The following is a 23,800-nucleotide window of genomic DNA, read 5'->3' as shown; positions in this document are numbered from 1 at the left end:
GGTAAGTTCATCAACTTAATGGAGAATTAGTAATAGCGCTATTCTTTTTTACTTTTGGATATGACGTACAGACTTTAAAAGCGTCAAAGAACGCGCATTTAGTTGTATGTTATCCTTTATATATTTTTGTTTATCCGCCGGTTCAGGTGAAGTGCAAGCGGTATTAATCTTTACTTTCCACGCATGTCCAACTGCTAAACTTGGCAAATTGCAGCCTATTTGATACGTTGAGGCATTGAAAACTAAAAACCATCGCTCTCCTGTTTGTTCTGCTTCATGTAATTCTAAAGCCAGTGCTTGTGAATTAGAAGCATGCCAATCAGATTCACTCATTACATAACCATCGGGATGATACCATCTAACCAGATCTGAGTTTTCACAACGGCCAATACAATCATCACTTAAAGCTAGGTGCCCAAATAAACGTGATTCACTCCGTATCTTTATGATCTTACTCGTAAATTCAAGTAACGCTTGATCCGCTTTCGACAAATCCCAATTTAGCCAACTAATTTTATTATCTTGGCAATAGGCATTATTATTACCCGATTGCGTATTCCCCATCTCATCACCCGCTAAAAAATGTGGTGTGCCTTGAGATAATATTAAACTAGTGATCAAATTCCGTTTTTGCTGCTCGCGTAGTTGATTAATTCGCTCATTGTCAGTTTTACCTTCCGCCCCATAATTATAAGATAAATTATGTCCATGCCCATCGCGATTATTTTCACAATTATCAAGGTTATGACGAGAATTATATGAAACTAAATCATGCAAAGTAAATCCATCGTGGTAACTGATGAAATTAACACTCGTTGAGTTTGAACGAAAACGTTTCGCGAAAACATCACGTGATCCTAATAAACGCGTAGCTAATTCAGCGACATGCCCAGTATCACCACGCCAGAATGAACGCAGTGTATCTCTATAACGATCATTACACTCTAACCAGTTATTTGGAAATCCACCTAAGCAATAACCACCAGGACCAATATCCCAAGGCTCTGCAATTAGTTTAACATTACTTAAAACAGGATCTTGTAGGATCGCTTTAAAAAATGCACTTTGACTATTAAAGGCTCCATTTTCACGGGCAAGTGTTGTTGCCAAATCAAAACGGAAACCATCAACTTGCATTTCTGTAACCCAATAACGTAACGAGTCAAGTACCAGTTTCAATGTCCACGAATAATCCATATTAACGGTATTACCACAACCAGAATGGTTACTATATTGCGTGTAATTTTTATCATCAATGTAGTTATCATTCTCAAAACTATAGTAATTGCGATTATCAAAACCTTTCAAGCTGAGAATGAGTCCATCATTACCTGATTCAGCAGTATGGTTATAGACAACGTCTAAAATGACTTCAATACCTGCCTCATGCAGCTCTCGTACCATGGTCTTAAATTCGTTAACTGCATCATATTGTGCATAACGGCAATCAGGCGCAAAAAAACAAATTGGGTTATATCCCCAATAATTGGTCAGTTGCAAATCTTTCAAACGCGTTTCACTAGTAAAGCTAAAAATTGGCATTATTTGTAAACTAGTGATCCCGAGTTTTTTGTAATGTGCAATGCTAGCAGGATCTGATAGCCCTAAATACTTACCTCGCTTTTCAAGCGGCACGTTGTTATTAAGTTGACTAAATCCTTTTACATGAACTTCATAAAGAATACGGTCATACTCTTCAATGGCAGGTTTGCTTACCCCCTGCCAATCAAAGGCATCGTCCACGACGACAGATTTAACAACTTGTGAATCATCATCGTCGCTTTGAGCTTGTTGAAAACTATGCTGCACACCGCTTAGCGCTTTAGCATAGGGATCAATTAACAAATTATTGCTGTTAAATAATAAACCAATTTCCGGTTGAAAATCTCCGTATACACGGTATCCGTAACGTTGCCCTGCTTTGACATCATTAACAAAAATGCTCCAAAGATGTCCCTGCTTTACATCTAAAGGGTATCTAGCGATCTCTTTTTCATAGGCATTGAAAAGACATAATTCAACACGATATGCACCTAGACTATAGACTGAAAAATTACACCCATCCGCGGTCAACTTGGTGCCAAGCGGATGGAATTGCGGCTTCCCTATAGAAAATGGATGATCATGTCTATCAAGTATAAGCAATTTATCGATCAATTATTTATCCTTTTTTGGTTAAATATACCGTTGATAACGGAGGTAAATTTAATATAAATGAGTATGGTTTTCCTTGCCATTCCTGTTCTTCAGCAACAAAAACGCCTAATTTGTCACCCATAATAAAATTACTACCCCAATAATAGTGGCTATCGGTATTTAAAATAACTTCATAATCCCCTAGTTCATCAACAGGAACCGATATGCTTCTCGAGGTACTGGTGTGAAATTGGATAAACAGATAATAGTTTTATCTTGTTTTAAATTATGGCGTACAAAAGAAAAAACACTATTCTCACCATCACTATGATCCAACCAAGCAAAACCTTCTGCCTGATAATCGCCTTCATAGAAAGCGGCATTGTTTTTGTAAAGGTGATTTAAATCAGCAACCAACTTCTGTTGCCCTTTGTGTTTTTCATATTGTAACAGATCCCAATCGAGACCTGTGTTATGGTTCCATTCACGTACTTGCGCAAATTCAGTCCCCATAAAATTAAGCTTTTTACCCGGATGCGCATACATAAAGCCCATATATGCACGTAAATTAGCGGCTGTTTGCCACTCATCACCCGGCATTTTATCAAGCATACTCTTCTTACCATGTACAACTTCATCGTGTGAAATCGGTAATACGAAGTGCTCATTATAATGGTAAACCATTGAGAATGTCATTTCATGATGATGATATTTTCTATACATAGGATCTTCTTGCATATAACTTAAAGTATCATGCATCCAGCCCATATTCCATTTAAAGCCAAAACCTAGACCACCATCGAAGGTTGGTTTAGAGACTCCAGCAAAGGCGGTAGACTCTTCAGCGATAGTCATCGCATTAGGATATTGGCGATAAACTTCTTCATTAAACCATTTTAGCAAACTGATCGCTTCATAGTTATGATTACCGCCATCAACGTTTGGCACCCACTCCCCTTCGTTGCGCGAATAATCCCAATAAAGCATAGAGGCGACGGCATCTACACGCAGTCCATCTACATGGAACTTATCAAGCCAAATAAGTGCACTTGCGACAAGAAATTGACGTACATTATCGCGACCGAAATCGTAGATGTAAGAATTCCAATCGGGATGCCAACCACGGCGAGGATCTTCATACTCATATAAAGGAGTGCCATCGAAACGAGCAAGACCATGAGGGTCTGATGGGAAATGTGCAGGCACCCAATCGACAATAATACCAATACCCGCTTGGTGACATTTATCAATAAAGAATTTTAAATCATCAGCATTGCCAAAACGACTCGTTGCGGCAAATAAACCTACTGGTTGGTAGCCCCAAGAGCCATCAAATGGAAACTCAGAAATAGGCATAACTTCAAGATGTGTATAACCCATTTCAATAATATAGGGGATTAGTTCGTCAGCAAGCTCCCGGTAAGTAAGCATCCGTTCAACGCCATCTTCCTGTTTACGCTTCCAAGACCCTAAGTGGACTTCATAAATACTCATTGCAGAAAAGCGTTTATCACCGCTTTGTGATGCTTGCCACGCTTGGTCATTCCACTGATAAGCATCGTGATCAACAACGATTGATGCATGAGATGGATATTGTTCCGCTTGGAATCCGACAGGATCCGCTTTATGCGGCAAACGATTGCCAAGGCCATCTTTTAATTCATACTTATACGCACAACCAACATGTAAATCTGGTACAAATAATACCCAATGACCACACCAGCTACGTTGCATCGGCTGGCGCTGACCATCCCAATGGTTAATTTGCGTTATTAAACTGACACTCATCGCATTAGGAGCATAAACGATAAAGCGCACCCCTTTCACCTGTTGGTCACCACAATTAACCGTTTTTAATTGTGCTCCTAAGGTTTGATAAACATTTTGTGGGGCTTCATGCAATGTAGACAACCCATCAAAAGCAATATCATGAAATTGGTACGGATCAATAAAACGGTAAGAGGCATCTTTATAGATTGCATTTAATTCATAATTAAATTTTTCTACAAGCTCAGGAAATTCTAATTCAAATAAGCCTGTATCATCGATGCGCTTTAGTGTTGATTTAACAGTATCGGAACCTAAGTCATATAACTCAACGTCTAGTGCATCTGGTAACCAAACACGTAAAAGAAAACCTTTCTTATTCGGATTAGCGATTAAACCTAATTGTTCAAATGGATTTGATAACTTGGCTTCTTTGAGTAGGGAAATTAACGCTGTTTTATCTATATGACCGATAGGCTTTTCAACGGTAGTTTTTTTGACTGCTGTTTTTTTTACTGCGGATTTTTTAACTACGGGTTTCTTAGTCGCTACTTTAGTTGGCTTTACTACTTTAGACGGTTTTTTTTTCGTTGGTTTAGCTACTTTTTCATTCATACAATCTAGGATCCCATAAGTTATTTAATATCACTAAAGCAAATGCTACCTAAAAATTAGGTAGCATACTCTCTCTTTTATCTATGTCTCGCATTGGTTAAGTTTTCACACAATACTTTTATACCATCATTATTAAATAATTGTTCTAAAGTTTGTGATAACTTACGTTGCCAATTACGATACTCATCGCTCGTACCTGGTACGTTAACAGGTTGGTCCATCTGCAAAAAGTCTTCTAATTGTAGACTTAATAACGCTGAACTACCTGTTGCAAGATGTGTTTGCAATGCAAAATTGAGTGTTTGATCCATTCCAACATATAGTGCATCGCGCGGGTAATCCGCAGGCAAACTACCATGACCATGTAAACTATCTAATATTTTTTGTTTACAGATCAAACGGTCATTCAGTAATGTTTCATAAATAGCTTGATCAGGGTAAAGACCTAATTGACGTCCTAAATGCAAATCTTCACAATGCCAAAAGCCTTTGATTGTCGGCATATCATGCGTTGATAGGGTTGCCATCGCCTGTCCTGCATAATGTTCAGGAGAAATATAGCCACCATCTTCAGCTTGCTCAAAAAAGAACACTTTATATGAGTAAACACCCGCTTCTTTTAGTAGAACATCAATACCATCAGGTACTGTCCCTAAATCTTCACCGATAACAAGACATTCATTACGTACACTTTCTAATGCAAGCAGGTTGAGCATATCTTCAACTTGATAATAGATATATGCACCTTTATCTGCACTTGCCCCCTCTGGTACCCACCATAATCGCAATAATGCCATAACATGGTCAATACGCAATGCACCACAATGACTCATATTTGACTTTAATAAATCAATAAATGGTTGATATGCAGTTTCCTGTAATTGGTCGGGTGCGATTGGCGGCAAACCCCAGCTTTGACCTAGAGGACCAAGAATATCGGGTGGAGCACCAACACTAATGTGTTCACAATATAGTGAATGATTAGCCCAAATTTCAGAACTACTCACACCAACACCGACAGCTAAGTCACGATAGATGCCTAAGGTCATTCCTAAAGACTTAGCGACTTTATCAGCCTCTTCTAATTGTAATTCAGCAACCCACTGTGTATAGCACCAAAATAATACTTCAGCTTCATTTTCTTTGATCCAGGTTTGCGCTGCTTCATTCTGGAAAGCTTGGAATGCTTCAGGCCACACAGGCCAGCCCCAAGAATTAGCATCTTTTTCTAAGAAATAGAATTGCAATGCGTCATAACTTGCTTGCTGAATCAGTGATTCACCTTTTTCGTCGACATATTGTGTAAATGCATTCAAACGGACAGCACTTTCAGCGCTTTGATCGTTAAGGGTTGCAAAAAGGTCACGCAGAGCAGACAGTTTTAATGCTGTTACTTCTTCGTAATTTACCCAATCGGTGTTACGTAATGCGGTAAGTTTTTGTTTAAAATCGTCACTTGATACTTTTGTTTTTAATGCAGAATTACGCGTGAACTCATCAACAGCCGTTATATCCGTGTATAAGATATTTAACCATTTTCTTGATGATGGACTATATGGGCTGACATTACTTGGTTGTGATGGAGACAATGCATGAATTGGATTTAGACCAATAAATTCTCCCCCATTTTCTTTTGTTTTAGCAAGTAATAATTTCAAATCAGAGAAATCACCGATACCCCAGTTTGCTTCACTTTTTAAGCAATATAGCTGGACACTAGTACCCCATAATTTTTCACCTTGCTCAATCGCTTTTGGTGTATAGCAGCTTTTTGGTGTAACAATGAATGACATCGTCGCCATTGCTTCATCAATATTCGCTTCAAACAGCGATAATGAGTGGTAACCAAATGGAAGGTCAACCGCTAAAGTTACTGAGTAACATTGGTACTCTATATCTGATATAATTTTAGTTGCTACAAGCGGAAAATTAGTCGCACAAATTTGATGAACAGATTCGCTTTTATCTTCAAGTATAAACTTGCAGGTTATTTCTTGAGCCGCTAGGTCAATCGGCAAACGAACTTCAATGACATATTCACTATTTTTCTGACAAACAATCACGGGCGATAATGGCGATAACCAATGTCTTTTCTCATGTTCGTTGTAGTGGGACATTAATTGAGCATCATCTGAGGAATCAAATCCCATTTTATCAATAATGCTACGTATATTTTCCTCTGTCACCTGTGCTGGATTTCCCCATGCATCAACAAAGTTAGGATTAATACTTTTTAATCCCATAAACATATCTAAAGTAGAAGTGGTCATAAAACACCTTATTTTAATTTTTTAAAATATTACAAAGCTTTAATATGGACCATTAAATAAATCACTTAGTTAAACAGTAATTTATAAATAATGAATCTATATATCAGATATTAACATCCTGTAAATTCAACCTATAGAACAGAATATATAAATATAATTATCTCTAAAATAGATTTCGAGATAAAACTAATCATTAGCCTTAAACTAAATCAATATATTAATGTTATTGATATAGCAATCTATAGTCACGTTCTTTTTTTTATGTATACGTTACCAATCAAATTCATTATTATGTTTTTACTTTATATCAAAGTTAATACAACATAATTTGTGAGCTTGCGGTTTAAGATAATATAAAAAAGATTGTTTTTTACACTGTAAGAAAATTGGATAAGTACTTTTAGTTTTCCTCAATATATAAAAATTATCACGAGTATAGTATTGATGTTTTGATTTAACCCGTTAATTCTAACTAAATATGGTTATACTAAAATAAGAGTATGTTTTAGTTTCCAGCTGATTTTATTAAAAAAGATTTTAGGAGCAATATATGATTTCTCAGCTCAGTTTAAATAAATCTAAACAACTATCGACTTCTGTAAGTTTGCAGACTGATGAACAAGGTGCTGAATACTTAGTGGTTGAGCATGCCAAGTTAGAGGCTAGTTTCTCATTATTTGGTGCGCATCTATTGCATTTTAAGTTAATGGGGCAAGAACCCATTATATGGTTAAGTGATAACGCCGTTTTTAATACCCAAAATGCCATTCGCGGCGGTGTACCTATATGTTGGCCTTGGTTTGGCCCAGCAAATAAATCATTAGGTGATAACTTACCATCCCATGGTTTTGCTCGTAATAGTTTTTGGTCTATTGGAAATGTTACCGAATTACCTCATAACGCAGGTGTCGAGATAACATTTTTATTAAAAGAAAATGAACAAACATTAAAACTTTGGCCTTTCCATTTTGAACTCTGCTTGACAGCCACGTTAACCGATACCTTAAAACTTGATTTGCAATGTACTAATACTGGCAAACACCCCTTTGCAATGACCGCTGCTCTTCATACCTATTTTAATATTAGTAGCCCTAACCAATGCTCTATTGTTGGACTTGGTGAGGCCTACGTGGATAAATTGAATAAAAACGACTTACAGGTATTTACTGGCGATTTAAAGATCAGTGGCGCAATAGACCGAATTTATAGTAAAGCAAAGGATGTAATCTTTATTGAAGACCACGCATTTAATCGTAGGATTGCGATTACTAATACGGGTAATGATTCTGACGTTGTATGGACACCATGGATCGCTGGCGCTAAATCATTCTCAGATATGTCAGATGATGGGTACCTGACAATGGTTTGTGTTGAATCGACTATTACGAATACCAATAGTGTTAAATTAGCACCAAGTGAATCACATCATTTAATTACTGACATTACCTCTATTCCACAATAATTAATTGTTCAATATTAGGAAGCCTATCACTAATGTTAGGCATCCTATTTAAATAGAAAAAAAATTTACAACTCAGATAAGGTTTGCTTTATCTGATCCGTACTAGCATGGCGTATATCCTTACCTTTTACTAAAAAGATAACATGCTCGCTAACATTTTTAGAGTGATCGCCAATACGCTCTAATGCTCGGGCACACCATGTAATACGTAATGAGTTTTTCACCTCGCGTGGATCTTCCATCATTTTGGTGATTAACAATCTTGATATATTGTCAAACTCCTCATCGATATTTTTATCCTGCTCTAAGGCGCGTAATGCAGCATCAACATTTAACGTGGCGTAAGCTAAAAGTGATAAACGTAGATTAGTAATAACATGTTCACCAAGATGCTTTAATTCGTTAAATTGACGAATATTTTTGTCTGAGTTAATTATTTTTAGTGCATTTTTGCCTAATTTTATTGCCTCATCGCCAATTCTTTCGATATCGGTGATGGTTTTGATCACACATAAAATCAGGCGTAAATCACTCGCTGTTGGCTGCCGCGTTGCTAATATATGGGTACAGGCAACATCAATTTTAATTTCTAATTGATTTACTTTTTTATCATTTGCGATAACTTGCTCAGCAAGTTCGGCATTGAGGTTTAAGAGGCATTCTAAACCATCTTCTACCTGCTTAAAAACCAATTCACCCATTTCAGTTAGCATAGAGCGTATCTGTTCAAGTTCTTGGTTATAGCGCTTTGATATATGGCTTGTGATATTTAAATCTGTTTTCATTTTTTACTCCTGTTAGTCAGCCTAATTAACCAAAACGGCCAGTGATATAATTCTCTGTTAGTTTGTGTACGGGGTTAGTAAAGATTTGATCCGTAGAGCCAACTTCAATTAAATGTCCCATGTGAAAATAGGCGGTCGTTTGCGAAATACGAGCGGCTTGTTGCATTGAATGGGTAACAATTGCAATGGTATAACGCTCCTTTAATTCATCAATCAACTCTTCGATAATCGCAGTTGCAATCGGATCTAATGCCGAAGCAGGTTCATCCATAAGAATAACTTCAGGGCTAACTGCTATCGTTCTTGCGATACATAAACGTTGTTGCTGCCCGCCCGAAAGCCCCGTTCCCGATGAGTTTAAACAATCTTTGACTTCGTTAAATAAGCCTGCTTTTTGCAAACTTGTAATTACAATTTCATCAAGGTCGGCTTTATTCGCAGCTAAGCCATGGATTCGGGGGCCATAGGCGACATTGTCATAAATAGATTTTGGAAAGGGGTTAGGTTTTTGAAATACCATACCCACACGTGCGCGTAATAACACAGGATCCATATCCTTATGGTAGATATCATCGCCATCTAATAATAAACTTCCTGTCACTTTACAGATATCGATGGTGTCATTCATCCGGTTTAAACAACGTAAAAAGGTAGATTTTCCGCAGCCCGATGGGCCAATCAAAGCCGTTACCTGATTACGTGCTAAATCTAAATTTACATTGCGAATCGCTTGTTTATCACTGTAATAAACATCAACATTGCGCATCGACATCTTTGCATCATCAGCAAATACGTTGCCAACTGTTTGCGTTATCTCTATACCATTGATCGTTGTTTTATTTGCTGTTGTCATTTTGTTCTCACTTACTATAAATAGGGTCTTGCTTAAAATTATTTGCCAATTTTTTCAAATTTCTTACGCAGTAGCGAGGCACTTAAATTCATTACCAATAAGAAAGCTAACAGTACTAAAATTGCGGCTGATGTTTTTGCTAAAAAAGCATGTTCAGGACTATCGGCCCAGAGGTATATTTGTACCGGCATAACCGTCGCTGCATCAGTGAAGCTCCCGGGCACATCAACAATAAAAGCAACCATACCAATCATCAGCAAAGGCGCCGTTTCACCAAGAGCTTGGGCTAAGCCGATGATGGTGCCGGTCAAAATACCGGGCATAGCGATTGGTAAAACATGCCCTAGCGTCACTTGCATTTGTGAAGCGCCTATGCCAATTGCTGCTTCACGTATTGAGTTTGGCACGGCTTTAATTGAAGCTCGACTGGCAATTATGATTGTCGGTAATGTCATTAAACTAAGGACGATACCGCCAATTAAGGGCGCCGATCTCGGTAATCCAAAGATATTAATCAACACAGCCAACCCCAGTAAACCAAAGACTATCGATGGTACTGCCGCAAGATTGTTGATATTAACCTCAATAAGATCCGTCCAACGATTTTTAGGTGCAAACTCTTCCAGATACAGAGCGGCGGCAACACCAATGGGAAAGGAAATAACTAACGTCACTAACATGGTTAAAAATGTACCGCTTAACGCGCCTCTTATACCAGCAAGCTCAGGTTCACGAGAATCACCATTAGTAAAAAATAACGTATTAAAGCGTGTTTCAATATCGCCTTTTTTATGAAGTGTATCTAGCCACATCGCTTGCTGTTCAGAGACCCGTCCAGCGCCTTCATTATCAATGTAATCACTTTTTAAGTAGGTATCGATGTCATCGTCGGCAAGAAACCATATTGGTAGAGTTTTGCCCACCAGAGAGGGATCTGCCAATACTTTATCTCGTAAATCAAACTCAGCGTTTGAACTCAATAATTGCGCCAATTGTCGTCTATCTCTGCGCGAGCTAACTTCAGGAAATTGCTTATACAATGCCTTTCGCACCACGCTGATATAATTCGCTTTTGCTAAGTCATCGCTGCTGATAGGCTCATTAGCACTATTGCTAAGCTCCAGTAATTCAGGGCTCAACTCTACCTCTATTTTGATCCAATTTTGATAAAATGCTGGATAGGCTTTTGCGGTGATATCGACGAATAAAATAACCACCATTAAAAATCCAAATGCGATTGCACAACGCCCCATCCAACGAAAACGAATTTCTTTCGCATTACGTTTACGAAGACTATTTCTAATTCGATCCGTATTACTTAGTTGCGTATTCTCTGACATAGAATTTATCTCTTGTTGTTTATTGATGTGCTTAGTCATATTGTTCTCTATATTTTCTGACCACTTTCAAAGCAATAATATTAAGTAATAAAGTAGTGACAAACAGCATCAAACCTAATGCAAATGCAGCGAGTGTTTTCGGGCTATCAAACTCTTGATCCCCTGTTAATAGCGTAACAATTTGTACCGTGACTGTGGTGACTGAAGCCAGTGGATTGGCCGTTAAATTTGCAGCCATCCCAGCTGCCATTACCACGATCATGGTTTCACCAATGGCACGAGAAATCGCTAATAACATCGCCCCAATAATGCCTGGCAAAGCGGCAGGTAATAACACTTTTTTAATGGTTTCAGATTTAGTCGCGCCCATTCCTAACGACCCCTCTTTAAGTGAAGTAGGAACGGCATTAATTGCATCATCGGAAAGTGAAGAGACAAAAGGTATAATCATCACCCCCATTACCACGCCTGCTGCCAAAGCACTTTCTGAGGCGACATTTAAACCGATAGATTCACCCATCCCACGAATAAAGGGGGCAACCGTTAATGCGGCGAAAAAACCATAAACCACGGTAGGAATCCCCGCTAACACCTCTAACATCGGCTTAGCAATGGTACGCAGTCTTTTACTCGCGTATTGTGAAAGATAGATAGCGGTTAATAGACCAATTGGCGCAGCAATGGTCATTGCAATCACGGTAATTAACATCGTGCCTGCAAATAACGGCACTGCTCCAAAGGCTCCCGAGGACCCGACTTGATCACTTCGCATTGCCATTTGTGGGCTCCACGTTGTACCAAATAAAAAGTCGAGACTAGAAACTGATTTAAAGAATTGCATGGACTCAAATAAGACCGACATAACGATGCCAAGTGTCGTAAAAATAGCGACGATAGAGCAACATAAAAATAACAGCTTAATAATGCGTTCTGAAAAGGCACGTGCAGTGAAGGTTTTACTGAAACGAGACATGACCAACATCGTACTTGCCACTGCTGTGACTAATATTAAGGCATACTTTAAGATATTGGCTTTGTCGTGTAGTTGCTGAAGGTAGATAGCAGTTTCTTGCTTTGCCGATAGGCTATCTAAATTAACAATCTGGGATGATGCCATAATACGAATATCATTAAGGTACAGACCTAACTCATCCGGTTTTAATGCTTGCACTGACTTGGGTAATGATTCAACCAATAAGCTCTGAATAACATTAGGCTCAATAATTCCCCATAAAAATAGTAAAAACAGTGCTGGTAGCCCACAACAAAATGCAGTTAACAAACCAAATTGCTGTGGAAGAGAATGCATATTCTTTATCTGACTTACACCACCAGCTACCTTAATGGAACGTTGCATGCCATACCAATAACTCCCGAGTGCGAGTATTGCTATTATAAAAATTAATGTTGTTGAGGTCATAAAAGGCCCTATTAAATTAAAACGATAAAAGGTAGCCCAAAATGGGCTACCTCATTTTTACTAATATTTATCTCTTATAGCATTAGTTTTTTCAGTGATTGTACATCGCTACGTAAAGCGTTTAGTTTATCTGTAGACAAAGGAATTAATCCTTTATCCGTTAAATATCCTTCCGAACCCATCGATGCTTTACTTGTAAATTCATCCAAGTACTCTTTGATACCAGGGATTTTACCGATATGTGAATTTTTAACATAGAAGTAGAGTGGGCGTGATACTGAATAGCTTCCATCAGCAATATGTTCAAATGTCGGCACATTACCTTCAATATATGAACCTTGAATTTTATCTGCATTTTGGTCAAGGAAACTAAACCCAAAGATACCTAACGCTTTTGGATTAGCTACCAACTTTTGAATTATGAGGTTATCATTCTCACCCGCTTCAATGTAGGCATGGTCTTCACGTACTGAATGACAGATTTGTTTAAAACGAGACTTATCCGATTTCTTAAGTGCTTTAATCCATGAGTATTGTTTACACCCTTCTTCCATCACCAACTCAACAAACGCATCTCGGGTGCCCGATGTTGGCGGTGGTCCTAACACTTCGATTTTAAAGTCTGGTAATGAGGCATTAACATCCTTCCAAGTTTTATAGGGATTAGGAATAAGTTTTTCACTGCCATCTGTCGCAGGGACTTCACTTGCTAGCGCTAGGAATAACTCTTGGCGAGTTAATTTCATCTGCTCTGCAGATTTACTATTAGCAACAACGATACCATCAAAACCAATCAACACTTCGGTGATATCACTAACACCATTTTTAACACACATGTCAAATTCGCTTTTTTTCATTCGACGTGACGCATTTGCCATATCAGGTGTATCAATACCATTGCCAGCACAAAATAATTTCATGCCGCCGCCAGTACCTGTAGATTCAATTTTTGGGGTTTTTAAGCCAGTTTTTTTACCAAAACGTTCAGCAACAACCGTTGAAAATGGATATACAGTTGATGATCCAACAACACTAATTACATCACGGGTTGATGCGTATGCTACTGATGATAAAGATGAAACAGTAAAAGTTAATGCTAATGTATTGAGTAATAATTTATTCATTTTCCTGACACTCCTTAGTTGGGTTGCAAGGATTATCAGGCAGTAATGTTAAGATTAGATTAAGATAAAATTAAAATTACTTATATTCAGCAGGTTAATAAAGAAATTATAACTGTAAAGAAAGTATCATTAAGGTGAGAAGTGCAATTATACCAATTCCTGTAAGTATGCGATCTAAATTTTGCGCAGGAAAAACAGCTTAATTCAAAGCGTAATTTGACGTAAATAGATCAGCTATTTATCGGAATTGGTATTATTAGTCGTTTCTACTTATAGCCGAGTTAACGACTAACAAAGTAGATTAAGGTCAAATGGCTATATCAGCTTCATTAACAGGATTAGCGCAGAGGGAATGTGACGGTAAATGTTGACCCATGTACTGGTTGACTATCCACATTAATGGTTCCGTGATGTTTCTCGACAATATTTTTAACTATCGACAAGCCAAGACCAGTACCGCCTAAATCCCGTGAACGCGCCTTATCAATACGATAAAAGCGTTCAAAAATGCGCAATTGATCTGCTTTACTAATACCGATACCCGTATCTCTGACAATTAACTGTGCTTCTCCGTTACACGCTTTTAACTTGACTTGTACCAGACCACCTTCAGGTGTGTATTTAATTGCATTATCAATTAAATTATCAATAAGCTGTTGTATCTCTTGCTGATCCCCATTGATACTCACACTTTTATCGCCTAACTGATGTGAAAGTAATATATTTTTATCTTGGCTGATAACCATTGCATTTTTTATCGCTTGTTTAACACTTATCCGTAAATCAATCACTTCAAATGGTGATCCATATTGATAGTCATCTAAACGCGATAAACTCATTAAATCTGTCACCAAAGCAGTTAAGCGAATCGTTTGCGCTTTAATTTTATCCATAAATCGAATACGTGTATTTTCAGGCATCTCTTGATCATCAATAATAGTTTCAATCAAACCTCGAATGGCCGTGATCGGTGTTTTTAACTCATGGGATGCATTGGCAACGAAATCTCGGCGTACTCGTTCTAAATAAGCAAGTTCAGAAATATCATGGAACACCACAACAGCCCCTGCCGATTCCCCTAAATCATCATTTAATGCAGCAACATAAACATCAACGACAGCGGCATTAACACTTTTATTCTCATTTTTAATTTGAATTTTAACCACATCTTGTAATGAGATTGCTGACTTAACTGCATTTATTATATCGGGAACATTAATCTGCTGAGCTAGTGGCTGCTTTATGGATGTTGTCATAGATAGTTTAAACATATTTGCAGCTGCTTGATTGATGTGGATGATATTCATGTGTTCATTGACATAAATAACCCCTTCCACCAGCCCTGCGAAAATCATCGCAAGGCGATTTCTTTCCGTAACAATCTGCTTGATGCGTAACTCGGAACTGCGCGCCATACGATTAAAAGCGCGTGCTAAAGTGCCTATTTCATCCTTTTGATTAGTCACGATGCGCTTACTGTAATCACCTTTTGAAATAGCTTGTGCCACCGCGGTAATTTTCACTAATGGGCCAGAAAATCGCTTAACGAAATAGTAACCTAATATCAAAGCGACAATTGCAGAAAATAAAGCACTTAACGCCACCGCAATACGAAGTTGTGACAATTTGGTATCAATAATCGTTAACGGTAAAGAGACGCGAACATAGCCATTTATCTTATCTTTATCTATCACAGGTAACGCCAGATAAAACATATTTTGACGCAATGTTTTACTAAAACGTGTTTTTGCTTCAATGTGATTTTTCCGAGCCGCGATAATTTCACTTCGGTTGAGATGGTTGTCCATAGTATCGGGGGACTGTTGTGAATCAGCAATCACCCTTCCCTGCGCATTAATCAGTGTCAGTCTACTTTGTGTTTTTTCTCCCAAGTCGAGGTACATTCGATTAATACTAGTTTCGCTCACTACATTAGTTGGCAGTAAAAATGATTTTGACAACTCCGTTAAAAATTGCGCACGAATGTATAGCGAATGCTGAATCTCTTGCAAGGTACTTTCAGTTGTTTGACGACTAATTAGCAGACTCACAATTAACGTTAATGTCAGAATAATCACCACATAACCGGCAAATAAACGGCGTAACAGACTTGGCTTAAACAGTGCAGTTTTGAACATTTATTTACTCGCTATCCTTAAAGCTATAACCAACGCCGCGTATGGTTTCAATGAATTGATGTTGTTCACCAATTTTTTTACGAATAGAGCGCACATGAACATCGATATTACGGTCAACAACAATGACGTCAGTCGAATATGCATTATTCATTAATTGCTCTCGGGAAAACACTCGTCCAGGATGCGAGGCTAAAAAATGCAACAGGCGAAATTCCGTGGCCGTTAATTTTACTTTTTCACCGAGATAGGTGACCTTATGTTTATCACTATCAATGACTAATCCTGCTACAGCGATACAATCTTGCGTGTTACTACTTGATTTTTCGACACGATGCTGGCCTCGACGTAGGGTTGACTTTATACGTGCAATCAACTCCTTCGGGCTAAAGGGCTTACTGACATAATCGTCTGCGCCTAAGCCAAGCCCAAGGACAATATCGCTCTCTTCACTCTTTGCGGTTACCATGATGATGGGAATATTAGCAGTTTCAGTTTGCGAACGTAGCTGTTTGCAAATATCTAACCCATCCATGCCGGGTAACATCAAATCAAGTAATGCGATATCGGGCAAATGGTCTCTAATTAATTGCAATCCTTGGATCCCATTACTTGCACTAACAACATCAAATCCCTCGCGTTGTAAATTGTAGGTAAGAATTTCCAATATATCGGCTTCATCCTCTACCACCACTATTTTTTGGTCAGCCATAATTATCCTATATAAATATATTTACCTAGGATAATACAGTTATATAAAGAAAATATTAAGAAATATGAATTAACAAAAATACCATTTACAATAATAACTTATCCACAAACAAGGGAAATTATGCACGAACAGCCTATCAGTCACATTTTGGCGACCTCACCAATGCAGTTGGTTAGCTTGGAAGGTTTTGATTTTTATATCAAACGCGATGATCTACTTAATCAACATTTTTCGGGTAACAAAGCGCGCAAATTCAGCTATTTCTTAGAAAATAATTTTTCAGCTATTAAGCGCATTATTGGCCACGGCTCTGCACAGGCAAACTCCCTCTACTCCTTAGCGGCACTGGCAAAAATAAAAGGCTGGCAATTAGACTTTTATGTCAGCCATATTGCACCATGGCTAAAAGAAAATCCGAATGGAAATTATCGTGCGGCACTTGCACTGGGCGCGAATGTCATCGAAGTCGATAAGCGTGAACTGCAACAATATGCCAACCTTGACTGTATGATGCGAGCACAATACGCTCACTTAAATGAAGAGACGCTATTTGTTCCCGAGGGGGGACGTTGCCAGCAAGCAAAACAAGGTGTCGGCAAACTTGCACAGGAGATAAACACTTTTTGTCGCGAACACAAACTCAACGATCCTTTGGTCATGTTACCCTCTGGTACTGGTACTACCTCTCTCTTTTTGCAAGCCGCATTACCTTATCAAGTCGTCACTTGTGCCTGCGTCGGCGATACAGACTATTTACGCAGTCAATTTGCAGAGCTAGAAGTCAATTGCGAATACTGGCCAACTATTTTACAAACCGAGAAAAAATATCACTTTGGCAAACTGTACCCCGAATTTTATACTATGTGGCAAAAAGCTAAACAACAAACTGGCATTGAATTTGATTTATTATATGACCCACTAGGGTGGTTAACACTGTTGGATTATTTACATGAGCATGGGCAAAACCGACCGGTTATTTATATACACCAAGGTGGACTCGTTGGTAATGAAAGCATGCTACCACGCTATACAAGAAAATACCCTGCAGGTAGATAACCGTAAAATATTTTACCAATATTAGGCATTCATTTAATATGCTGATATTGTGCACCGAAAAACAACAATCATAGGAGATAATAAGTGCCATACTTTGATTTAAAAGAGAAACGAATTGCGTTTCACGTGATAGATTTAGCCATTAAGCTGGTTGTATTATACGCCATCGCGGCATGGTGCTTTGGGATCATATCCCCTTTTATTTCGCCAATACTGTGGGCGATGATAATCGCTGTGGCGATATACCCCTTGCACCAAAAATTAACGAAACTCTTCAATGGTAAGGAAGGACGCGCTGCAACTTGTTTTGCCTTAATCACGATTACGCTTATCATGATCCCAACTGTTTTAGCCACGGGCTCTATATTTGATTCGATTAAATCGATATCTACCCTATTAATTAATGGTAATTTACAAGTACCAGCCCCGAGTCAATCAATAGCCGAATGGCCACTTGTTGGCGATAAAGTCTATGATTTTTGGCTACTTGCTTCGCAAAATTTAGAATCGGCTTTAATTAAAATCGAGCCGCAACTCGGTCAGCTAGGCAAACAATTGATTGGCTTAACAGTCAGTGGTGGTCTGGTTATTTTACAATTTATATTTGCAGTGATTGTAGCAGCGATGCTACTCGCTCATTCTAAATCGGCTCAGTCTGCCGCTAAACAAATTGCCAACCGCCTTGCTGGCGAACAGGGCCATAATTACGTAGCACTGGCAGCGGCGACCATCAAAAGTGTTGCCCAAGGGGTACTTGGCATTGCCTGTATTCAAGCGATCTTTGCGGCATTAGGCTTAGTTATCATGGGCGTCCCCTTTGCAGGAGTTTGGACCCTTATCGTTTTATTCCTTGCTATAGTGCAGTTACCGCCAATCCTTATATTAGGCCCAATCATCGCCTATGTGTTTTCCGTTTCACCGGGAACAGAAGCGGTTATTTTTGCAGTTTGGTGTGTGATCGTCAGTGGCAGTGATACTTTCTTAAAACCCTTATTGCTTGGACGGGGTGTCGATGTACCAATGATTGTTATCTTAATGGGCGCTATCGGCGGCATGTTAATGTCTGGGATTATTGGTTTATTTGTCGGCGCAGTGGTCTTGAGTGTTGGCTATAAGCTACTACTTGAATGGTTATCGCATTACAAATCTGAGAGTGAAAAAATTGCATCGCTAAGTGAAATCGAAAAATAACGGTTAATCTCTACGTCTATTATAGACACTTAATCTATTCTTGATAAGTGTCTATATCTTTACCAATAATTATTGGAAAGTCTCCGCAAGTTGACGAATCAACTCCTCTTGTTGTGCCGTTAATGTCTCGGGCGTCTCGACCACCACTTCATATATTAAGTCCCCGACTAGATGACTTTTCATCGGTTTAACCCCTTTACCTTTAATACGGAACTTTTTCCCTGTCTGTGTCCCCTTGGGTATTTTAAGGTTAATATACCCATCAAGAGTTGGCGCTTTTAATGTCCCCCCTAGTGCGGCCGTAGGGAAGCTCATCTTAACGAAACAGTGCAGATCGGCACCATTGCGTTGAAAATCAGGATCTTGATTAATTGATATCTGAATTAACAGATCCCCCTTGGGCCCACCAAAGACCCCCTCTTCGCCTTTACCTGTTATTCTAACACTTTGCCCTTCATCAATGCCCTGTGGAATAGTGACTTTTAATGCCTTATCGGTATTAGGGAATTTAACTTCTTTTTGACAACCATTAATAGCCTCACGCAGCGATAGATTAATCCGATAGCGTAAATCCGCTCCTTTTTCGGCTCTTGGTCGATGCTGATCCCTAAACATATTGGCAAAAAAATCGTTAAAATCACCCTGTCCATTTTGGAAGCCCCCCATATCGGATTGGTTAAATCCATGACCATGTGAGCGGAACTGATTCCCCTGAAAGCCAAAATCGTCATACTCTTGGCGCTTGTCTTCGTCGGACAAGATTTCATAGGCCGCTTGCGCTTCCTTAAATTTTTCTTCTAACTGCGTGTTACCCTTGGTACGATCAGGGTGATATTGCATAGCCAACTTTTTGTAGGCTTTTTTGATCTCTTTATGGGTTGCATTTTTATCAACCCCTAACACTTCATAATAATCACGTTTAGTCATTATATTTTCCTTAATTACAAGACCGACTCTTGCGTATTTTTTTATTTTATTAAGTAATCAAGAGCTGACGTAATAGCGGCAACTTGTGCATCGATGCATATTGCAGGGGAGGCTGTTGCACTATCGGGATAAACTTCCGTTGTCGTACAGTAGGGGGCGTCACTAAATCCAGCACACAACCCTAGTTTTTTACAAGCATAGTTTATTACACCATATTGGGTAGTAGGCTCACCGATAATCAAACCGTCTTTGTCCGCGGCTGCAATATGGGTAATACTTTTAACACCTTGAATAATCGCCGCCTGAAAAGCATCTACTGGTTTTTCACTATCTCCAACTAAATAAAAGCCATCAGGGATATCCCAAATACTGTGTTGCACCGCATCCCGTGCCGACAAAGCGGGTCTAAAAACGGTGTTATCGGTATCGGTTGTTTCATGCAAATCGATATGCGCGGTGATGCTGCTTTCCATTGCAACGAGATAATCCATCAGGGCTTGCGATTCTTGACAATCACTACTTTGACAAAATGAACGGTTAGGATCAAGCGCCATAGGATTCCAACGATTAATTGTTTCATATCCCCAAGGACTAACACAGGGGGCAATGATAAAATTAAAATGAGGAGTGTAAGTCAATAGGCTAGTTTCAATAAATTTCAGTGCCCCTAATACGCCACTAGTTTCATAACCATGAACGCCACCTGTAATTAAAATAGTGGCTTTATCACCGTGCCATTGCGCACTTTTAACAATATAGAGTGGGTAGCGTAAATCATCATAGGAAAGTGTCCCATACTGCTCACAAACAAATTGCTTATCGGCTATTGCAGCCATTATTTTTAACTTATCTACAACATCACTTTGGTATGAACGTTGGATCTGCTGCTGTTGCAACCAAGCTTCGCGCTCTACTTGGCCCCACTTTTGAGAACTACTTATTTTTTTTTCTTGTTTTGCGCTTTTCATATAACGACCTGCTGTGTTTATAAATTCTGATGTATAAAACGCTAAACAACGGATTAACAATGCGTTAACATCTATACTATCTATTATTCAATCATATACGGAGTGTAAAATAGAATGGACAAACAACAAAGAGATATCACCTTGCGATTTCTAGCTGAGCCGCAGGATGTTAATTTTGGTGGTAAAGTGCATGGTGGTGCGGTTATGAAATGGATCGATTTAGCAGCCTATGCTTGTGCCGCGGGATGGAGTGGCAGATATTGTGTCACCGCCTATGCAGGCGGAATCCGTTTTGTTTCACCAATTCAAGTTGGCAGTTTGGTAGAGGTAAATGCAAAAATTGTTTATACAGGTAATTCATCTATGCACATTGCCATCAAAGTTTGTGCTTGCGATCCTAAATTATTAAATCGCAGTTTAACAACACATTGTATCGTTGTGATGGTTGCTGTTGATGAAACAGGCAACACAGCCAAAGTACCCCAATGGTCTCCTGTGAGTGATGATGATAAACGACAACATGAAGCGATCATTAAATTGATGGAAATGCGCAAAACAATAGGGGAAGAGATGCAAGCTTTTGTTAATTAATATATATATTAACAAGGCAACATGGCGTTCAAAATTTTACATCTAAGAGATTTATTAGCTATCCAGCAAGCTACTTGTATTAGGAATAAGAGGTAGGTAAACACACCTATCCTTTTATTTTACTAACTCACTTGCAAATATTTTTGGATGGCAAGATTACTATTGTTCTCATTTAACATGGCGATTTTATCCATGCTCATAACTTGCCCGTCTTCAATAAAAATGTAATCATCGGCAATCGCTAAAGCATCGCCAATATGGTGAGTCACCATTACGATAGTGGTATGGTTTATCTCAGCTAAATTTTTAACTATCGCGACCATCTCAGACCTCAACATCGGATCTAATGCTGAAAAAGGCTCATCTAATAACAATAATGGTTTATCTTGCACAAAGCAGCGCGCTAATGCTACGCGCTGTTTCTGTCCACCAGATAGTTCATCGGGAAAACGTTCTAAAAGCGTATCTATAGATAACTTTCCAGCAATCGCGACGATACGCGCTTTATGCAGTGCCGTCAGTCGCAAACGGACATCTAAACCGAGTCCAATATTATCAAGCACCGATAGATGCGAAAATAGATTCTGCTCTTGAAATAAAATGGATAAGGGGCGTAAATGGGGAGGCGTTGTATTAACCGTTTTACCTGATAGCTCAATCGTGCCACTACTCGGTTCAATAAATCCAGCGGCTAAATTAAGTAAGGTACTTTTACCCGCCCCGCTTCCCCCTAGTACAGCAACGATTCGCCCCTTTGCAAGGGTAAAGTCAAAATGAAAAGTTTGCTGTTCATAATAATAGGTTACATTGTTGAATTTAATCATAAAATTAGCCTGAGTATGAAATGCGAATTGGTGATATTTTCATTATTTTTTTAACGACAATTTTTCTATCACTGAAAAAACACCCACACTGATTAATAATAAAAACAAGGCAATGACTGCAGCCGATTGCATCTGATAGCTGCCTAATAATTGCAATAAATACAAAGGCAGTGTTTTAAAATCTTGGCTGCCAAAGAGCGCGATTGCACTTAGGTCACCAATGGATAATACAAAACTAATGGAAAAAGCATGAATAAATGGCCTTTTGATCGCTCGCCACTCGATAATTTTAAATCGCGACCAGCCATCAATACCTAAACTTGCACAGAGCATGTCATATTGCTGCGCAATTTGAAACATCGGCTGTGCTAATGTTTTTAACGCATAGGGAAGCGCCATTAACGCATTAACCAGCATCACAACAATAATCGCTAAACTAAACATATCACTACTATTACGTAATAGTAAAAATAACCCCGTGCTGATCACGATCCCCGGGGTAACAAGGATTAAACTCGCTATCATCTCAATTTTATCGGCGCGTTTATTTAACCCCCTAGTGCGCCAAAAACGGCTACAAATTAAAATAAAGGTAGCCGCGAATAACGCTAAAAATGCAGCAAATAGAGCAATTATTAGGGAGTTAAATAGCGCTTTCCAAAACTGAGTATCGCTAATAACATGAAGGATTTGGTGATTCAAACCACTGATCACGACCATTAGAAGTGGTGGCACGACTAACAATATAACGGCAACGATCCAAAAGCGATCCCAGTATTTAGATGAACAGGTATCATTAAATAACTGTATTGCGAGGTTGTCACCACGATTACTCAATGGTAATGGTCGTGAAATGCGTTGTACAAACAGTAAAATGACACTGCATAGAAGTATTTGCCATAACGCCAGTAATGCCCCTGCTTGTAAATCGAAATCAAATTTAATCGCTTGATAAATGGCTAGCTCTATTGTCGTTGATTTAGGGCCACCGCCTAATGCCATGACCGTCGCGAAACTGGTAAAGCAGAGCATAAAGACTAATCCAGCGACGTGGGGAAGTTGCTGACGCATGGTTGGCCACTCTACAATACGAAACTTCTGCCAATTAAAAAGCCCTAAATGGGCAGCTAATTTATGTTGCTGTATGGGGATAGAATGCAGTGATTGTAATAATAATCGCGTGGCAAAGGGTAAATTAAAAAACAGATGAGCCAGTAAAATGCCATTGAGCCCATAAATCGAAAACGGTAAACGTTGATCGATATGCTGTAACAGGCTTGCCAATAATCCACTATTGCCATAAATAGCTAGTATGCCAAACACCCCGACCAACACAGGCAGCACCAACGTCGTTGCAAACAATTTTAATAATAATGATTTACCAAAAAAATGACGCCGTGATAACGCATGCGAGACGGGAATAGCCAAACCGACACTCAATAGCGTTGATAAAAATGCCTGATAAAAACTAAAAGCGGTGATATGGCGGTAATAGGCATCAACAAATAAGACGCTAATATTTATATCTAAGGGATAGAATAATAATGCCGACACCGCGGTGACGATAAAAGTGAATACAAGCCCAGCAATGAAAAGGCCGGGCCATGTTTTATGGTGAATTAAA

Annotated in this window: 17 protein-coding genes and 1 pseudogene; 4 read left to right on the top strand and 14 right to left on the bottom strand. The window is 38.9% G+C overall.

Translation table 11 applies throughout. The annotated features are described in order from the left end of the window. Window positions 1–48: 48 nt before the first annotated feature. From glgX to malQ, 3 genes and pseudogenes are all read right to left on the bottom strand, one after another. Window positions 49–2,157, bottom strand: a complete 2,109-nt coding sequence (glgX, locus tag AB1A03_RS13985) for a glycogen debranching protein GlgX (RefSeq protein WP_354625229.1) — start codon at window positions 2,155–2,157, stop codon at window positions 49–51. A 4-nt stretch (window positions 2,158–2,161) separates the two neighbouring features. After that, window positions 2,162–4,518: pseudogene (gene glgB / locus AB1A03_RS13980) on the bottom strand (1,4-alpha-glucan branching protein GlgB). A 77-nt stretch (window positions 4,519–4,595) separates the two neighbouring features. After that, window positions 4,596–6,788, bottom strand: coding sequence for a 4-alpha-glucanotransferase (gene malQ / locus AB1A03_RS13975; protein ID WP_354625228.1), 2,193 nt, complete (start codon window positions 6,786–6,788; stop codon window positions 4,596–4,598). Between the two features lie 550 nt (window positions 6,789–7,338). On the opposite strand from malQ, the gene AB1A03_RS13970 reads away from it, so the two are divergent. Further along, window positions 7,339–8,250: a D-hexose-6-phosphate mutarotase gene (locus tag AB1A03_RS13970; protein ID WP_354625227.1), complete on the top strand. Its 912-nt coding sequence runs from the start codon at window positions 7,339–7,341 to the stop codon at window positions 8,248–8,250. A 65-nt stretch (window positions 8,251–8,315) separates the two neighbouring features. On the opposite strand, the gene phoU is transcribed toward AB1A03_RS13970, so the two are convergent. From phoU to AB1A03_RS13935, 7 genes are all read right to left on the bottom strand, one after another. Next, on the bottom strand, window positions 8,316–9,035 hold the full coding sequence (gene phoU / locus AB1A03_RS13965) for a phosphate signaling complex protein PhoU (protein WP_354625226.1): 720 nt from the start codon (window positions 9,033–9,035) through the stop codon (window positions 8,316–8,318). Window positions 9,036–9,060: 25 nt separating this feature from the next. After that, entirely contained in the window at window positions 9,061–9,888 is an 828-nt protein-coding gene (pstB, locus tag AB1A03_RS13960; RefSeq protein WP_354625225.1) for a phosphate ABC transporter ATP-binding protein PstB, read from the bottom strand. A 38-nt stretch (window positions 9,889–9,926) separates the two neighbouring features. Beyond that, entirely contained in the window at window positions 9,927–11,267 is a 1,341-nt protein-coding gene (gene pstA, locus AB1A03_RS13955; protein WP_354625224.1) for a phosphate ABC transporter permease PstA, read from the bottom strand. Next, window positions 11,260–12,648: a phosphate ABC transporter permease subunit PstC gene (gene pstC / locus AB1A03_RS13950; protein ID WP_354625223.1), complete on the bottom strand. Its 1,389-nt coding sequence runs from the start codon at window positions 12,646–12,648 to the stop codon at window positions 11,260–11,262. The genes pstA and pstC overlap by 8 nt, the downstream gene beginning before the upstream one ends. Before the next feature lie 74 nt (window positions 12,649–12,722). After that, window positions 12,723–13,772: a PstS family phosphate ABC transporter substrate-binding protein gene (locus AB1A03_RS13945; RefSeq protein WP_354625222.1), complete on the bottom strand. Its 1,050-nt coding sequence runs from the start codon at window positions 13,770–13,772 to the stop codon at window positions 12,723–12,725. 338 nt (window positions 13,773–14,110) lie between these two features. After that, entirely contained in the window at window positions 14,111–15,910 is a 1,800-nt protein-coding gene (locus AB1A03_RS13940) for a sensor histidine kinase (protein ID WP_354625221.1), read from the bottom strand. A 4-nt stretch (window positions 15,911–15,914) separates the two neighbouring features. Next, complete coding sequence (locus tag AB1A03_RS13935; protein ID WP_354625220.1) at window positions 15,915–16,619, bottom strand: response regulator; 705 nt, start codon at window positions 16,617–16,619, stop codon at window positions 15,915–15,917. Window positions 16,620–16,739: 120 nt separating this feature from the next. On the opposite strand from AB1A03_RS13935, the gene AB1A03_RS13930 reads away from it, so the two are divergent. Continuing rightward, window positions 16,740–17,675: a pyridoxal-phosphate dependent enzyme gene (locus AB1A03_RS13930; RefSeq protein WP_502945961.1), complete on the top strand. Its 936-nt coding sequence runs from the start codon at window positions 16,740–16,742 to the stop codon at window positions 17,673–17,675. An 84-nt stretch (window positions 17,676–17,759) separates the two neighbouring features. Then, a complete protein-coding gene (locus tag AB1A03_RS13925; RefSeq protein ID WP_354625219.1) occupies window positions 17,760–18,866 on the top strand; it encodes an AI-2E family transporter in 1,107 nt (368 codons plus the stop codon). A 69-nt stretch (window positions 18,867–18,935) separates the two neighbouring features. Here the strand turns inward: AB1A03_RS13925 and AB1A03_RS13920 are convergent, their stop codons facing one another. Together AB1A03_RS13920 and AB1A03_RS13915 are read right to left on the bottom strand one after the other, a co-directional pair. Then, window positions 18,936–19,793, bottom strand: coding sequence for a DnaJ C-terminal domain-containing protein (locus AB1A03_RS13920; RefSeq protein WP_354625218.1), 858 nt, complete (start codon window positions 19,791–19,793; stop codon window positions 18,936–18,938). A 41-nt stretch (window positions 19,794–19,834) separates the two neighbouring features. Beyond that, window positions 19,835–20,761: a M14 family metallopeptidase gene (locus AB1A03_RS13915; RefSeq protein ID WP_354625217.1), complete on the bottom strand. Its 927-nt coding sequence runs from the start codon at window positions 20,759–20,761 to the stop codon at window positions 19,835–19,837. Window positions 20,762–20,875: 114 nt separating this feature from the next. Between AB1A03_RS13915 and AB1A03_RS13910 the strand changes: the two genes are divergently transcribed. Next, window positions 20,876–21,352 (top strand): acyl-CoA thioesterase, encoded by a 477-nt coding sequence (locus AB1A03_RS13910; RefSeq protein ID WP_354625216.1) that lies wholly within the window; start codon window positions 20,876–20,878, stop codon window positions 21,350–21,352. Between the two features lie 122 nt (window positions 21,353–21,474). Here AB1A03_RS13910 and thiQ read toward each other — a convergent pair whose 3' ends face one another. After that, window positions 21,475–22,176 carry a thiamine ABC transporter ATP-binding protein gene (gene thiQ, locus AB1A03_RS13905; RefSeq protein ID WP_354625215.1) on the bottom strand — a complete coding sequence of 234 codons (702 nt, stop codon included), beginning with the start codon at window positions 22,174–22,176 and terminating at the stop codon, window positions 21,475–21,477. 42 nt (window positions 22,177–22,218) lie between these two features. Beyond that, a complete protein-coding gene (gene thiP, locus AB1A03_RS13900) occupies window positions 22,219–23,796 on the bottom strand; it encodes a thiamine/thiamine pyrophosphate ABC transporter permease ThiP (RefSeq protein ID WP_354625318.1) in 1,578 nt (525 codons plus the stop codon). Window positions 23,797–23,800: the final 4 nt, after the last annotated feature.

This window comes from Psychromonas sp. MME2 (assembly GCF_040566515.1).
In the GTDB taxonomy this organism is placed as follows: domain Bacteria; phylum Pseudomonadota; class Gammaproteobacteria; order Enterobacterales; family Psychromonadaceae; genus Psychromonas.
This window is presented reverse-complemented; position numbering and strand designations above follow the sequence as displayed.